A 17,020-nucleotide genomic window follows, 5' to 3' on the forward strand; every position below is an offset into this window, starting at 1 on the left:
ATTTCCTGTCATGGGAGCTTGGTTGCCGAATGAACTATGTCTGATGCGCTGGGCATCTGCGGTGCTGGAAGCCCCTTCCGCTGGGCAAGCCTGCCCTCAAGAGAGTTTGGTCCGATGATTTTCGACCATCCATCGTTGGTCGGCTTCAATGAGGAAGAGGGAACACCAAACTCAGCGTAGAGGCTTCCAGGTTTGGCCTGATTCAAGAAGGCTGCTGCATCCGCTGGATCGGCAACATGCGTAGTCCCCGACAAACTTTCTTGGACTTTTCCTGATGCCCTCATAGCATCGTACTCTGCCTGAGACATCCATCGTCCAACTCGCGTTATTGCTTTTGTAGCGCCTCCAAGCCCACCGCCGCAAAATGCCATTGCGATGTTTTCCCCGAGCGCTCGCTGCTCAGGCGTTTCAGGGAAATTGAGTCTCTCCCAGATCGAGGGCGAAGGGTTTGTCGCCGGAAGGTATCGCCCATAGCCATAACTCCCCCAACGATCCAGACCGAACGGATCGTTGTAGCCCAGCGGATTTCCATCCACATACCCAAATCGGTTCCATCCACCATCCAGCCCAATCGGGTCAGGCTCGCTGTATCTGCCCGTCCTCGCGTCGTAGCTACGGAAGTAGTTGTAGAACAACCCACTCTCAGCATCCGCATACTGCCCCGGATAGCGAAGGTTGAAGGTGACTGCAGTCGCTGACGTCGCGCCAGTAGTGGGCATCGTCTCCGGCCCCGTGAACCGCTTTGCCGCCATCGTTGGCTCCTCCTCCCCGAACGCGCTGTAGCGCCACTGCCAGACCGGTTGGCTCGCCTCGTTGCTCAGCCTTCTTGGCGTGTTCAAGTGATCGCTGTGCACCGCATAGGCATTGCCGTTGATGACGACAGCGATTGGCATCGGCCCATTGGCGGTGGGCAGGTAGATGTAGCTGGCTTGGCCTGAGCTGTTCGTGCCCCCGCTGCCGATCTCCACTACTAACGTGCCTTGCTCATCGTAGACATAGGCATAGCCCAACTGTTCGGCTTGGCTCGTTGCCGGACTCCACATCTTCGTGAAGAACGCCACCAGGCTGCCCCAGAACCCCGGATCGCTCTCATCCCCCTGGCTCGGCGGATACAGCGGCTCCGTCTTGAACACCCGCTGCCCCAGCGCGTTGTGCGCATAGCGCGTCGTCGGGCTGCTGTCCGTTGCGCCAGTAGTCGCCGTGCTCAGCCGCCCCTCGGCGTCGTAGCCATAGCTGCGCAGGCCATCGCCCGTGAGGTCGCCATTGGCGTTGTAGCCGTAGACCACGCTGGTGGTCGCACCACCCGTGGTCTGGCTGAAGCCGGTGAGGCGGTTTCCGTTGGTTGGGACGGTGTAGCTGCGGCTGGTGCTCAGCCCATTGACCACCCGCGTGCTGCTCGAGCGATTGCCGTTCGCGTCGTAGCCGAAGCCCGCGGTGTTGCTGCTGCTGCCCGCCACGTTGAAGCTCGTGATGCGCCCGACGCTGTCGTAGCCCACGTTCCAGGTGGTGTTGGCGTTCGCGATGGTGTCGTGCGTGGGGTCGGAGTCCGCTGGGTCGTAGAGGTTCTGCGTCAGGCTCGTGATGCGGCCCGCGGCGTCGTAGACGTAGCTGCCGAACTCGGTCGCGGTCATGCGCCCGGCCGTGTCGTAGCTGCGCGTGGCCTTGAGCTTCGGGTCGGTGCTCGTGAAGGCCCAGGTCCAACCCGTGGGTTGGCCGAGCGGGTTCCAGGTGATGTTGCTCACCAGCGGCGTACTGTTCCAGTTCAAGCCGGTGAGGCGGCCTGTCGCGTCGTAGACGTGGCTCAGCGTGGCGCCCGTGGGGTACGCGATGCTTCCCAGCGTGCCATTGAGGTTGTAGGCGTAGCCGATCTGCTGCACGCTGCCATTGGCCAGCGTCTGCTTCTTGACCACCACGCGCCCGAAGGCATCGCGCGTGTATTCGGTGGTGCCGCTGCGGTCCACGATCTCCGACAGGTAGCCCTTGCTGGTGGCCGTGAGGTCGTAGCGCAGGGTGGTGGTCTTGCCGTCGGCGAAGACGAGGCTCGTGGGCCGGCCCAAGGCATCCCTGTTGATGGTGGTCGCCTGGCCCAGCGCGTCGACGATCTGGCTGGGCAGGCCCAGGTTGTCGTACTGGGTGGTCGCTCCACCCGTGTCGGCGCTGCTCTCGGCGGTGGCGTTGCCCTGGGCATCGCGGGTGTAGCCGGTGGCCACGCCCTTGAAGTCCTTGGCTTCGGTGACGGCATCGAGGGCGTTGTACTTGAGGGTGGCCGTGGCGTTGGCCGCGTTGGTCACCGAGGCCACGCGGCGCAGGTTGTCCAGGCCCAGTTGCGTGCTCTGGTTGAGGCCGTTGGTGCTGCGGGTGAGGTCACCGTTGGCGTCGTAGCCGAAGGAGCTGGTCTGGTTCGAGCCTTCCGTCTTGCCCGAGACGCGGTTGATGTTGTTGATGGTGCGCGCGGCGTTCCAGGCCACGGCGCCGCTGCTGTCCTTGATCTGCTCGGCCGTGCGGTTGCCCATGCCGTCGAGCGTGAAGCTGCCGCTCTCGCCGCGGTTGTTGCTCCAGCCGGTGAGGCGATGGGCCGGGTCGTAGGTGTAGGTCAGCACCAGGCCCGTGGGCAGCGTGATGGTCTCGACGCTGCCGTAGGGCTTGTAGGTCAGCGTGGTGTTCTGCTGGCCACCGACGGTCTGGGTCAGGAGGCGGTCGCGCGCGTCGTAGGTGTAGGTGGTGACGAGGCCGTTGGGTTCGGTATGGCTGGTGACGCGGTTGGAGAGGTCGTAGGCGTAGCTGGTGACGTGGCCCAGGGCGTTGGTGCTGGTGAGGACGTTGCCTCGGGGGTCGTAGGTGTAGGTGGTGGTGGCGCCGTTGGGCTCGGTGGCCGTCTCGACCAACTGAGAAGCGTTGTAGGTCCACTGCCAGGTCTGGGCCTTGTTGGTGGCGGTGTTGGTGACGGTGCGAGTCAGGACATTGCCGACCGCGTCGTGGGTGAAGGCGGTGGTGCGGCCGGACTCGGTGATCAGCACGGGGAGGCTGAAGGTGGGGTGCCACTGGGTGGTGGTGGTCTGGGCCTCGGGTCTGCCGGACGCGCGGGTCACGGTGAGCGGCAAGCGGCGAGCGGTGTCCCAGGTGGTGGTGGACACCACGCCATTGAAGTCGGTCTCCGAGGTAATCAGGCCATTGGCGTCCTGCACACGTGAGGCGGCGTCGGCCTCACCAATGCCGGAAGGCAATGACGCGCCAGCAACCACTTGCTTGCTCTTGGTGCCGCTATAACTATAAGTACGTGCAGTTCCCAGAGGATCGGTGATAACAGCAGTTTCGGCGCTGGGATACGCGATGTCATACCGGTCTACGCCCCCTGTGAGTTCAGTCGCGTTCGCTTGGCCTTGATCGGTGTAATAGAACCTGGCCCAATGGACGCCAACCTCATCTTTCATGCTTGTGAGTGCATACAGGAAACGCCCCCATTCGTAAAGGTAGGCCTTCTTCTTGCCATCCGGAAAGATGACCGCAGTCAATCTGCCGGTAGCGTCGTAGGTATAGCCCACGGTTCGCAAGTCCGGCAGCGTGACCTGAATCAGCTGCTTGCTGCTGTCATAGGAGAACGTGAGGCTGCGTCCGAACTGATTTGTTATGGACGTTAGTTCGCCCCTCGCTGCGTATGAGTACGTGTTTGTCCAGCCATTTCGCTCCGTTAGCGTCTGCAGCTTTCCGAAAGTATCAAAATACCGAATAGTCCCGTCATCTGCACGACGGTAAGTCCATCCTCCATTCGTTGTTTGCGCGAACGAATCTGCGCTATCGAAGGCCGTCCAGTTTGCTGTCCCCAGCGCTTTTCTGAACTCTCTGGGTTGACCTGAAGAATCAAAAACCCAGACCGAATCGTGACTGGCTCCTGTCGCAAATTCAAGCTTGATTTCGTGGTTGTGAATCCAAGCCTTCCCGAGTGCCCCAATTTTTCGATTGGGATCCGCGCCCCAGTTGCTTCGATAAGTACGAATGAGCGCTAGGGGTGATGGCCCGCCGTCAATGAAATCCATCTCTGAACGAAACTTTTCCCCTACAGCAGGAGCTACAGGGTGCCCTGCTAGCAAGCCAGCCGTACAGGAGTTCGCTGGCACCTCCTTGGGAATGGCCGTGCATGCTCCCGGCGTGCTTGTTTCTGCGAAGCCTCGTTTGCATTCGCATCTATTCTCGACCAATTCGCTATTTATGGGGCACATGTTCGATGCGAAGATGAAAGCCCAGACCCCGCACAAATGCCCCTGCGGATGTACTTGAAAGTTGTAAGGACCGGGCGGCCATCTTTCCCCATACCATCCAGAAAATGCTTCGCAAGCCTTTTCTTTGGAAGAAAACCACCCCCTTGAGGTGAGAAATTCAAGATAGCCGTCAGCCCTGAGAGTAACCGCTTGCGAGATCGGCGAAATTTCTGCTGATGCATTGTTGGAGCCGAGCACAACAAACAAGAGCATGGCACCAAGGCAGACTATCCGGTTGACGCGCTTAGCCATATCAATGGCGCACTTCGATAGCACATGGAGAATTGCGCGATTGCGTTTCGCGGTGGCAAGAATTTTTCCGGCTGTGCCGCGATCAAGACTCACGTGGCTTTGCATATTCCCGCACTCCCTCTCTATTCTTTTGCTATGTTCGGCCGCCATGGCACATTCGTTGAATGGTCACGCGCTGCTTAGGCGACGTGCGCACTGCACAATCGTAAAATCTTTTCAAGATAAACCAAATACTTTAATTGAGCAACGACAACTCGAAGTCGATCGCTCCCAAAGGCCGATGCCGCAGTTGCCGGCCACCTCCCACCAACTCCCGCACCGAACCTCAACGCCAACCATGCCCCTCATGCTCAAGTGCCGAGCCCCCTACGCCGCCCCCACCCGCACCGCCCTCCTCCCCCCATTCACCCCCACCCACACCTCCTGCCCCGCACTCTCCGCGCAGTAATCCAGCGCCTGCCGCAGCGCCGTATCCACGCTGCGCAACGACAGCTCGAATCGCGCCGCCGCTTCCACCCGCGTCATCTCATCGATGCGCAACGCGATCAGCACCGCGCGATGGCGCCGTGGCAGCCGCTCGATCGCACGCTCCACCGCCGCCACATCGGACCGCGCCTGTGCAATCGACTCGGGCCCGGGCGCGCGGTCCACCAATTCATCGAGCGCAACCTGCTCCTCCCCCGCGTACTGCCACGGCCGGTGGCTGCGCAGCCGGTCCACGGCGAGGTTGCTCGCCATGCGGTGGATGTAGGCCAGCGGGTTCTGCACGTCGTGCGCCAGGCCCAGGTCGCCGAGCCGCAGCCAGGCCTCGTGCAGGCATTCGCTCGCGAGGTCGGGGCAGCCCAGGTGGCGCAGCAGCCGGCGCCGCAGATGCTCGTAGTTCGCGACCAGGATGGCCTGCAGCGCGGCGCAACGCGGCGCGGGATCGGACGGCTCGCCGCATGAAGCGTCGTCCAAGGAATGGTCTGCAGTGCGGCACGGGATGTTCAGGCTCATGGCGGATCCGTCTCGGTGTGCATCGGCGGGCGAAAAGAGGCACGCTGCCGCCCCGCCTCCCGGTTCGCGGGAGGCGGGACGCAGGCGCCGGAGGGCGTGGGACCTAGCGGCCCTGCAAGGCGCGGCGTTCCTCGTCGGTCAGCCGCGCCACCTGCCGGGCATCGAACTGCCGGCCGTTGCCCACGAGCTGCACGGGGTTCGCGGGGTCGTAGCGCACGGCGCTGTCGCCCGCGCGCCCGGCCGCGGGCGGCGGCGGGTTGCGGCTGCCGCCCTCGGCCGGCTCGTTGCCGAAGCCGAGCACGCGCACGGTGAACACCGAGGGCAGCGCCTGGCGCGCCGCGGTGCGGTCGCGCTGCAGGCTCTCCTGCGCGGCCACCGCGGCCTGGGCCGCGGCCGCGCTGGCATTGGTCAGCGCGCCGACGTTCACGGCCGCGACCACCGGCAGGCCCTTGGTCTCGCCCTTGACCTGGATGTTGTCGGCGTTGAGCACCTGCAACGCGGCGATGTTGAGATTGCCCGCCACGCGCAGGCCGGCATCGCCGGCGTTCACGGTGCCGCTGGGCGCGACCAGGTCGACGTCGCCGTCGCCCACGGTGCCGATGCCGCTGCCGCTCATGTCCGACTTCTCGCGCACCACCGTCACGCCGTCGAGGTCGGTGACGACCTCGGGCGCCGAGGGCACGCGCAGGGTCTTCGCGCCGCGGCCGGCGTCGATGTTGCCGACCGTGGACCAGATGATCTGGTCGCTGCCCTGCTTCGTCACCTCGGGCACGAAGGACAGGATGCGCGACTGGTTCACCGTGACGTCGTCCTTGGCGAAGATGTCGATGTGGCCCGAGGCCAGCGTGACCAGGCCGTAGCCGGCCGGCACGGTGGCACCGAGCGCCGCCACCTGCAATCCGCCGCCGGGCGTGAGCACGTTGATGTCGCCGCCGGCCATGGTGCGCAGCATCAGCGTGTTGGCCGCCACGTCGCCCTTCCAGTCCTTGCCCGGGAACAGGGTGTCGATCGCCGCGTAGCCGCGGTTGTAGCCGCCGTTGCGCGGCAGGCCGCCCGTGCCCGGTTCGTTCTGGTCGCGGCCGGCCTCGCGCAGCTCGAGCAGGAAGGCCTGGCGCAGGAACTGCTGGCGCGCGGGTTCGGGCAGCGCCTGGAAGCGGGTCCAGGCATCGAGCGGCGCGAGCGTCTCGCCGGTCATGTCCTTCATGTACGACACGAGGCCGCGGCGCACAGTCTTCTCCTGCCCGCCGGGGCGTGTCTCGACCTGGTCCACCAGGTAGATCGGCACCTGCGTGCCGTCGGGCGCGCGGGTCTTGAGGTAGTCGGGCATCGCGGCCACGCGGGCCGGATCGAGGTAGGCCGCGGCGAAGGCGTCGTAGCCCACGGCGCCGTTCAGTCCGGCCATGACGGTGATCGCGGCGCTGTTGGCCGGCAGGCCGTTGATCTGCGTATCGGGCTGCGGCCGGTTGTTCCGGTCGTAGCGCTGGTTGCCCACCGTGCGCACCTGCAGGTTGTCGGCGTACACGTCGCGACCGGCGGCCAGCGTCAGCGTGCCCGGCCCCTGCATCTCGATGTTGCCGGTCAGGCTGTTGCTGATGGCGTTCTCGCGCTCGATCGGATCAACCCGCACCGTGGCCAGGATGTCGTTGCCCGCCTCCAGCAGCGTGGTGTCGGAGGCGCGCAGGTTGCGCCCCGCCACGCGCACGCCGCGGATGTCCTTGCCCGCGCGCACCCAGGTCTGCTCATTGGCCTTGAGGTCGAGCCCGAAGATCGAACCCTCGGCGGCATAGATGCGGCTGGGCTCGTAGTCGCCGGCCAGCGGCAGCACCGAGGGATTGCTCACGCTGCGCAGGTACGGGTCCTTGATGAAGGAAGCGCCCGACCAGTTGATCCAGTTGTCGAGCATGTCCTCCATGTTCATCTGGCTGAAGGGCGAACCCGCGCCGGCGGGCATGGTCGGCGAGGGCATCATCGCCGGCGTGGCATAGGCCATCGCGAGCGGCGCGGCGAAGCGGATGTCGTTCTTCGCGGCCAGCGAGACGTCGTTGGTGGTGCCCGGCAGCACGTACAGCGGGCCCTCGATCGACAGCCTGCCATTGAGCGCCACCGCCGACAGCCGCGCCGGATAGCGGTTGCCGCCGAAGCCGACCAGCGTGTCGTGGTCGAAGCTGCGCAGCAGCACGTCGCGGAAGATGAACTCCGCGCGGTTGACGAAGTGGATGTCGCCGCCGGTGGAGACCAGCTTCAGTGCGCTGCGGTCGGTGTAGCCGCTCATGTAGGCGCCGTAGTTGAGCTGCTGCCCGTCGGGGCGCAGGCCCTCGCCGTAGGTGACCAGCAGCGGGTCGACCACCGTCTGCAGCACCAGGTCGCCCGCGGTGCGCAGGCTCAGCGTGGCATCGCCGAGCGCGAGCACCGGCGCCACGCCGTAGCTGGTGCGCGTGATGCCGCCCATGCTGTCGTCGCGGCTCAGGGTCACGGTGCGGCCGACCGCGGTCTCGCCCGCGCGGATCTCGCCCGCGCCGCGCGCGACGTAGTACTGGCCGCCGCGAATCGCGCCGCCGGCCTCGACCTGCATCGCGCCGCCGTTGCGCATCTCGACGGTCATCGCCTCGCCCGCGGAGAGCCCGCCGCGCACGCGCATGTTGGTGGGCAGCGCGACCAGCAGGTTGCGCAGGTCGCCGCCCGCATGCACCGCCACGTTGCCGCCGCCGAGCGCGCCCACGCCCTGCTGGAAGCGGCCGTAGTCGATCCACCAGCTCGACTGCTCGGTCGGGTGGATCAGGGGGCCGAAGCTGCCATCGGGCCGCATGCCCAGCTCGCCGTTCTCGTACTCGCCGAAATAGCGCTGCGCGTTCAGCGTGCCCTGGCGGTTGAGCCACTCGGTGAAGCGCTGCCCCGCGGGCGCGGCGTCGATGCTGCCCTGCACGCCGATGTCGAGATTGCCGCCTTCGATGCCGTAGCTGGCCTTAGCGTTGGCGGTGGTGAAGTCGCTCCACACCGTCGTGTCCTTGCGGCCCGCGGTGTAGATCGCCGACTCCTTGTGCGCCAGCGTGAGATCGCGCCCCGCGCGCACCTCGAGGTCGCCGGTGCCGGTGCGCACCAGCTTGCCGGCGCCGTTGTCGGGCGTGGGGTCGCTGTCGCTCGGCTGCGCCGTGTTGGCGGTGCCGATCACGATCGAGCCCTTGCCCGCGGCCTGCGCGGCCAGCGGCCGCAATGCCAGCGCATTGGCCGAGTCGAGGTCGCCGCCGGCCACCAGCCGCAGGTTCCACGAGGCGCCGGGCTGCAGCACGCCGCTGCGGTCCGCCGCGTCGAAGCCGTCGCTCAGGTGGCCGTTGATCAGCAGGTTGCCGCCGGCGCGCAGGGTCAGCGTGCCGTCGCGCGCGCCCGGCAGATCGGCGAACAGGTTCCAGTCGCCGTTGAGCGCCAGGTCGCCGGCGCTGCGGATCTCGATGCCCGGCATGACCGCGAGCCCGGTGCCCAGGCGCCCGGCGATCGCGCCGGCGGCGGCGCTGAAGCGGCGCGCATCGGCGATCGCCTCGGCCTTGACCGCATCGACCGTGCCGTCCTGCGCCTCGTAGCGGCTGGTGCCCTCGAGCACCGCCGAGCGCGCGCCCATGACCGCGACGTTCAGCGCGCCGACCTCGATCTCGTCGTGGCCCGCGTTCTGCCGCGCGCGCAGGCGCACCTTGCCGCCCTCGTTGCCCGCCACGTCGATCTGGCCGCCGCGCAGCTCGAGCCGGCCGCCGGCCGCCTCGAGCGTGACGCGGCCGCTGCCGAGTTCGCCGGTCGCGCCGGCCAGCAGCTTCGCGCCGTCGCGCATCGCCACGCCGTTGCCGCCGGTGATGCGGATCGTGCCGCCATAGGCCGAGCGCGCATCCACGGTGCCGGCGATGTCGATGCTGCCGCGGTCGGCGGTGAGGCCGAAGTCCTCGACCGTCGTGAGCCCGCCGAGCACCACGTCGCCCTGGCGGATGCGGAACTGGCGCGAGCGGTTGAAGCCGGCGTCGTTCAGGCGCTGGCTGAAGCCCGCGAAGTCGGGCAGTGCCTCGATGTCGAGCGAGAAGCTGCCGGCCTTGCCGCCGGCACCGGCCTGCGCGGCGATGGTGCCGTCGAGCACCACGGTGCCGCCGTTCGATGCGGCCAGGCCCAGGGTGCCGGCGCTGCCGCCGCCCGCGTGTGCGGCCAGGCCGAGCCGGCTGCCGGCCTCGAGCCGGACGTCGCCGCCCACGGCCGACAGGTCGATGCGGCCCGCGTCGGCGTACTCGGCCAGGTCGAAGAAGCGCTTGGCGAAACCGCCCACGTCGATCAGCGCGCCCTCGCCCACCACCAGGTGGCCGCCGGTCGCCGTCATGCCGATGCTGCCGCCGAGCGCTACCGCGCGGCCGCCGAAGTCGATGGTCTTGCCGCTCAGGCTCAGGCGCGCGCCCAGGCTGTCCTGCAGGTCGCTGGGCGTGCCCGCGCCGGCATCGCCGCCCGTCACGCGCAGCGCACCCTGGGTGGCGATGGTCTGGGCCGCGCCGCCGCGGCCAGTCAGCAGCGGCGTGGCCAGGGTCAGCGCCGCGGCGCCGGTATCCACCACGCCCGCGCCCTCGCCGACGATCTGGTCGCGCCCCGCCAGCGTGACCGACCCGAAGCCGGCGAAGTCCTTGCGGCCCGCGCCCAGCACCAGCGTGCCGGCATCGAGCGTGAAGGCGCCGTTGCCGGTGCCGCTGCCGCCGGTGCCGCCGCCGCTGTTGATCAGCGTGACGGCATCGCCGCGGATCGTCACGTCGCCCGTGCCACGACCGACGAAGGCGGCGCCGTCGAAGGTCAGCGAATGCAGGCCGGCCGCGCCGAGGTCGAGCGAACCGTAGAAGTCGAAGTCCGAGTAGCTGCGCAGCGTCAGGCGCTGCGAGTTGGCGAGCTGCGCCAGCGCGCCGCTGTCGAGCACCATGCCCTCGGTGCCGCCTCCGAAGCCGATGCGGCCGGCCGACACCGACAGGTCGGCGCCGGCGATCCGCGCCGAGCTCGCGAGCTCGGTGGTGCGCGTCGCGTCGATCAGCAGCGCGGCGCCGCCGTCGACCAGCGCGCCCGCGCCGATCGTCACCAGGCCGCCGCGCGTGGTGTCCACGTTCTGGCGCAGCACCTGCACCGCGTCGCCGGCGGCCAGGCGCACCAGCGCGCCCCAGTCCTTCGTCGGCGAGGTGAGCACGTCGTCGGCCGCGTCCCTGGCGTCGATCACGCCGTCGCCGTTGTCGTCGAGGTTGCCGTCGGGGTCGGTGTAGACCGCCGGCGCCTTCGGCTTCATCACCAGGTTGCCCGAGCCGCGGCCGCCCGCGCCCTTGGCGCGCACCCGGCTGCCGCCCTCGATCGCCACCTGCTCGCTGGCCGCGAGGATGATCTCGGGCCCGCTGAGCTCGGAGCCCTCGCCGTTGCGCACCACGATGTCGGTGGCCGTCACGTCGATCTCGAGGCCGAGCGCATTGCCCTGGCGTTTGCCGCCCACCAGCAGGCTGCCGGCGCCGAAGTTCGACAGGCTCGCCGAATCGATCACGAGGTAGCCGTCGGCCTGCAGGCTGGCCGCGTCCAGGCCGGCGCCGACGATCGCGATCTTGCCGCCCGCGATGTCGACCAGCCCGCCGCGGCCGCCCGCGTCGGGCGCCGAGCGCAGCGTGCCGTCGAGCGTGAGCCGCTTGCCGGCATCGAACACCACGGCGCCGCCGTCGCGCGGCAGCCGGGGCGTGACGACGTTCTGGCCGCTCAGCCGGTACTGCGTGAGCTTGAAGGCCTCGGACGAGAAGAAGTCGTTGGCCGTGGCCTCGTTGTATTCGGTGTACTTGCGCAGCGTGTCGCCCGACATCACGCGCCAGGCCGAGGCCTGCGCGTCCTGCTGGCCGCTGTAGGCATTGCCGCCGCGGCCCTGCATCACCAGGCTGCCGTCCGAGGCCAGCGTGGCCGGCGCCAGCGCGCCGCCCCAGGCCTTGCCGGTGGCCTGCACCGCGAAGGCGCCGGGCAACAGCGCATAGCGCGCCGGCAGCAGGGTGTACCAGCCGGCCGCCAGGCCCGGCCCGCCCGCGAGCCAGACCCGCTGGCCCGCTTCGGCGGCGCTCGCCGGTGCGGCGGCGGTCTGCCCCGGCAGGATCGCGTAGGTGCCGGGCCGGTTCAGCACGTCATGCGAGCCGCCGGGCCCGGGCACGAACTCCCAGGCATAGAGGTCGCCGCCGCCCGTGATGTCCACCGTCGCGCCGCGCGCCAGCGCCACGTCGGGCGACTTGAGCGTGATCCGCTTCTCGGGCGGCGCGCTCAGCGAGCCGCCCGAGGGATTGGCCGCGTCCACCGCCTTGGTGGGATCGTGCCAGTGCTCGTCGTTGAGCAAGGTGCCGTAGGGCACGACCACGCCGGCACCCGACACCGAGGTCAGGCTGTTGGCGCCCAGCGCGAGGCGCTCGCTCGCGGCCAGTTCGATCTGGCCATGCGGCGCGCGCAGCACGCCGTTCTGCGCGATCGTCGGTGCTTCCAGCCGCAGGGTGCCGCCGGCCGACAGCGGCGTGTCGCCCGGCTCGCCGAACCGCTCGACGGCGATCGAACCGGTGGCGCGGATCACGCCGGTCATGGCCGTGCTCGGATAGACCTGGCCGGCCGCGAGCACCAGTTGCCCGTCGACGTCGAGGTTCAACTGCAACCGGGTGTCGTCGTTGATCTGATCGGGCAGCGCGCCGCCGATGCGGATCTCGCCGGCCTCGAGTCGCGTGCGGCCGAAGCCGCCGATGCGCACGGTGCCTTCGGGCGACACGCCCGCCTCGTTGCCCGAGACGATCTCGATCAGCTGGCCTGCGAGCTTCAGCTCGCCCTTGGCATCGGGCACCTCGGCCACCAGCGAGGCCGAGGCCGGCCCCGGCACGGTCAGCAGCGTGAGGTGCGGCGCGCTCAGCGACGACGAGGTGTCGGCATGTCCGAGGATCCGGCCCTGCAGCGAGATCGCGCGGCCCATCCTGATGTGCGCGTCGTCGAGGCGGATCGGCCCCTGCGAGGAATTCACCAGCGCGAGGTCGGCGAAGCCGCCGTTCGCGAAGGACTGCGGGCGCAGCGTCAGCGCGAAGGCCTGGCCCGGCTTCTGCAGGATCTCGCGCAGCAGCTCGCCGCCGAACAGGGTGTCGCGGAACAGGTCGAGCGTGGCCGGCGTCAGCCCGAACTGCGCCGGGTCGAGCGCCCCGACCGGGCCGGGCGCCGGCAGGCGGTCGGACAGCACCAGCTCCTTGCTCTCCGCCAGGTGCGCCAGCAGGCTCGACGGAATGATCATCGTGCCGTCGACCTCGTAGCCGAAGCTGCGCAGGCCCGGCGCCCAGTCGTAGTCCAGGCCCTGGCGCCAGTTGTTGCAGGCGCCGTCGACGAAGAAGCCGAAGCAGTCGGGATCCTGCAGCGTCTGGCTCAGGCGCTCCAGCGGCGAGCCGCCGGGCGCGGCGGGCACGTCCATGTTGATCCGGATGCGCCCGCCGATGCCGCCGGGACCGCCCGCGTTGCCCACCAGCGTGCTCTCGATCAGGCCCTGGCCCTTGACCTGGATCAGGCCGCCGTCGCTGTCGAGCCGGATCTTCGGCGTCGCCTTCGGCAGCTGCGTGCCGGTGCGGCCGGTGTCGGCCACGCCGTCGATCTCGCCGGTGGCCCCCGACACGTCGATCAGCGCGCCCTTCTCGAGCTGCACCTCGCCGGCCTGGATGTCGACCGAACCGCCGTCGCGCACTTCGCCCACCTGGCGGCCGCGGTTGTCGAGGTAGGTCAGCGGCACGCCGCGCGCCAGCAGTTCGCCGCCGGCCTGCAATGTGACCTTGCCGCCCGACAGCGAGATGCTGCCGGCCGGCGCGTCGAGCCGGCCGGCCACGGTGATCGTGCCCAGCTCGCCGCCGGCACCGAGCGACAGGTTGCCGCCGATGTCGGTGCGCACCACCGCGCCCGCCCCGATCGAGATCGCGCCGTTGGTGGTGCCCAGCGACAGCGCGGTGGGCTTGCGCGCCGCGCGCTCCTCGGGCCGCAGCATGCCGATCGGTGCGGCATCGGCCAGGCTGGCACCGCCGGGCAGGTGGCGCCAGTCGAAGTTCGCGAGATCGAGGCTCGACGCCTGCTGCGACACCGTCACGCCCTCGGGCACCACGATGCCGCCCTCGCCGCGCACCGAGACCGTGACGCGGCCGAAGCCGCGCTCGCCGTAGAGGGTGGGCGGCAGCAGCGTCACGAGCGGCTTGCCGGTCTCGGGATCGGTAGCCGCGCTGCCGCCGATCTGCACCGGCGAGAACACGTCGAGCACCAGGCTGCCCGCGGAACCGGCCGCGAAGGCGCGCAGGTTCAGCGCGCCCAGGTCCAGCTCGGGCGTCACGCCCACCAGCGTGACCGAACCCGCATTGCCCGCGCGCAACGCGGGCAGGCCGTTCTTCGCGACATCGACGCGGCCGCCGCCCGAGACGTCGAAGACCGCCGCCGGATCGGCCGCGATCTTCCCCACGCTGATCGAGATCGCGCCGCCGTCGATGGCCCAGGCGCCGCTGCCCGGGCCTTCGCGCCAGGTGTTGAGCCACTGGCCGCTGGCATCGAGCCGGCCCTGCGCGCCGATCTCGAGCGCGCCGTTGCTCGACGACAGGCCGATGCGCCCGCCCGGCGTGCGGATCTGGCCGAAGATGCGGATGTCCCGGGTCGAGCCCTCGGTGCCCGCCACCGTCAGCGAGGCGCCCGGCGACAGCTGCAGCTTCGCGCCGGCCGCGAGCTCGAAGTCGCCGTTGATGGTGTTCAGCACGATGCTGCCCATGCCCGAATTGCCGAGCATGTCGTCCGACAGGAAGCTCAGCTTGCGCGAGCCCTGTTCGTCGGGCTTGAGTTGCACGTAGAAATCGTCGCCGAGCGTGGTGAGCGCGCCGAAGTCCTTGGCCAGCCGCTTCGGGTCGTGGCTCACGATGATCGTGCCCGGCGACCAGGGCCGGCCGTCGGGCGTGTTCTCGCCGAGCTCGACCCGGCCGCCGAGGCTGGCCGCGGCCTTGGCCTGCGGCCGGTCGCCCGCCACCACGCCGCCGAGCATGTCGCCCTCGAGCACCATCGCGTCGCCCGCGTAGATGCGCAGGTCGCCGGCCTTGCGGCCCTCGGTGTAGCCCGCTTCCTTGTAGTTGGCGCCGATCAGCGGCGAGCGCCAGTTCTCCTTCACGCCCCAGCGCGCATGCTCGCTCGCGAACTCGCCCGCGATGCCGGTGTAGGTGATGTCGGGCAGCGCCTTGTCCATGGTGTGCACGCGGCCGTCGGCGCCCATGAGCTTGGTCGCGGTGTTCATGCCGTCGGAATAGCGCACCGAGCCGCCCGACACGTCGAGCACCGAGCCCGCGCGCGTGATCACCGCGCCGCCCGCGCGCAGGTTGATGCTGCCCGCGCTGGCCGACAGCTCGGCGAGGTCGGTCTTGCCGACACCGACCCAGCCCGACACGTCGGCCAGCGGCGTGCCGACCCAGGCGCCCGGCACCAGCGTCTTGCCGTCGGGCCCGGTCACCCACTGCACGCCCGACATCGGGCCGGCATCGAACAGGCCGTTGGCGCGCCGGTCGACGATCACCTTCTTGCCGCGCAGCCAGGAGTCGAGCAGCAGCGGCGAATCGCGCAGCTCGTTGATGCGCAGCTCGGCCTCGACGAAGTTGCGCGACATGTCGACCTGCATGCCCTGCAACCCGGCCACGCTCAGGAAGGCCTCGCTGTCGATGTAGATGCGGCTGGCGTCGCCGAGGCTGCCGGGCTTGAAGTACGGCAGCTGCGTGAACAGCGGGTTGACCGCCGACTCGGCCACGATGGTGCCCGCGGGCACCAGCACGCCCGCCTTCGGCCGCACGTCGATCAGCTGGCCGTACAGGGCCACGCGGCCCGGCTGGTAGCGCGTGACCAGCGCCGAGGCCTCGATCTCGCTGCGGTCGCCCGCATCGGGCAGCACCTGGGTGATGCTGCCCTCGCCCAGCGTGAGCGTGCCGGCCGACCAGTTGATCAGGTCGTTGACGCCGTCCGAGTACATGTGCGTGCCCAGCCCCCAGGCGCGCAGCAGGATCGAGCCGTTGCGGTTGTTGAGCGCGGTGGTCGAGGCCAGCACGCCCGATTGCCGCACGTCCTGCGCCTGCAGCGTGATGTTGCCGCGATCGGACTGCACGGTGCCGGTGTTCACCACCTCGTAGCCCACCGACTTGGCGCGCGCCGCCATCTCGGGCATCACCACGTCGCGCAGGCTGTTGACGAAGTTCGCGTCGCCATACACCGGCACCAGCTTCAGCGCGCCCTGCACCTGCCCGCCGGTGAAGGCCCAGCCCGGCACGGCCGACACCGCCACGTCGAGGCCGCGCGGCGCGTTCGGGTCCTGGGTCGAGGGCGTCTTCAGGTAGACGTTCTCGCCGGCCGCGAGGATCACCTGGCCGTCGGGCGCCGTGATGTGGCCCGCGTTGCGCACCTTGGGCGCGAACAGCATGACCTTGCCGCCCGACTCGACCGCCAGCCGCGCGCCGGCGTCCACGCGCACCTCGCCCGGCGCCGCGCCGGGATCGAAGCGGTCCACGCCGCCCATGCGGTCGGGCGCGCCGCCCTCGCCGGGCACGAAGCCCGACGGGCCGAAGACCTCGGGCTTGATCGACGTGAACAGGCCGAACTGCGGAATCGCGAAGTCGTTGCCCTGGCCGTCGAACTTCTGCTGGTTGTTGATGCCGAGGTTGAACTGCTTGTCCGACAGCGCGAGGCTCGAGGCGATCAGCGAGCGCGTGTTGACCTGGCTGGTGCCGTTGAAGACGATGCCGTTGCGGTTGATCAGGTAGACCGAGCCGTCGGCCTTGATCTGGCCCGCGATCTGGCTCGGCCGGCCGCTCGGATCGTTGATGCGGTTCAACGCGATCCATGCATTGGTGCCGTCGGGCTTCGCCCCGCCCTTCTGGTCGAACTGCACCGTGGTGTTGCGGCCCACGTTGAAGCTCTCCCAGTTGAGGATCGCCTTGTCCGCGGTCTGCTGGATATTGACCTGCGTGCGTCCGCCCGCGGCCGTCTGCACCGGTGCATTGGCGTTGAGCCAGCCCGCGGTCAGGCTGTTGGTGTCGACCGCGAGCCCGCCGGGCGCGAGGCCGTCGGGGATGTCGCTGCCGTCGTTCTGCGCCGCCTGGCGCGCGGCCGCCTGCGCCGCCTGCTGGGCGGCGATGGTGCGCGCCGCCATGTCGAGGTTGCCGATCGAGCGCCGCAGCTCGTCGCTGGCGCGCTGCTGCCCGGCCGGGTTCGTCAGCATCGACGCGGGCATGCCGTTGGGCAGCCGGCCCGTGGCCGCGGCCGCGCCCTGCACCGTGGTCTTGTTGGCGAACCAGGCGCCGCTGAAGGCACGCTGCGCCTGCGCGTCGACGAGCGCGCCGTTGGCGACCAGCGTCACGGCGATGGCGCGCGCGATCGGTGCCATGCGGAAGCGCCGCCGGGCCGGCTGGTTGGTCGATGGGTGGGGAGTGCCCAGGGATCCGCGTGTGCTCATGAGAAGTGCTTGCCCGAAAGTGAAGGTCGTG

General features: G+C 69.2%; 3 protein-coding genes. All 3 read right to left on the bottom strand.

The window, feature by feature from the left end:
- Positions 1–8: 8 nt before the first annotated feature.
- The 3 genes from AC07RV_RS21645 to AC07RV_RS21655 all read right to left on the bottom strand — a co-directional run bounded on the left by AC07RV_RS21645 (position 9) and on the right by AC07RV_RS21655 (position 16,989).
- The gene (locus AC07RV_RS21645) at positions 9–4,613 is read right to left on the bottom strand and encodes a TreTu family toxin (protein ID WP_296782138.1); all 4,605 of its coding nucleotides are present in this window, start codon (positions 4,611–4,613) and stop codon (positions 9–11) included.
- A 261-nt stretch (positions 4,614–4,874) separates the two neighbouring features.
- On the bottom strand, positions 4,875–5,504 hold the full coding sequence (locus tag AC07RV_RS21650) for an RNA polymerase sigma factor (protein ID WP_296782139.1): 630 nt from the start codon (positions 5,502–5,504) through the stop codon (positions 4,875–4,877).
- 103 nt (positions 5,505–5,607) lie between these two features.
- Complete coding sequence (locus tag AC07RV_RS21655; protein ID WP_296782140.1) at positions 5,608–16,989, bottom strand: filamentous hemagglutinin family protein; 11,382 nt, start codon at positions 16,987–16,989, stop codon at positions 5,608–5,610.
- Between the last annotated feature and the right edge of the window lie 31 nt (positions 16,990–17,020).

This window comes from Variovorax sp. GW821-FHT09B01, assembly GCF_059418345.1.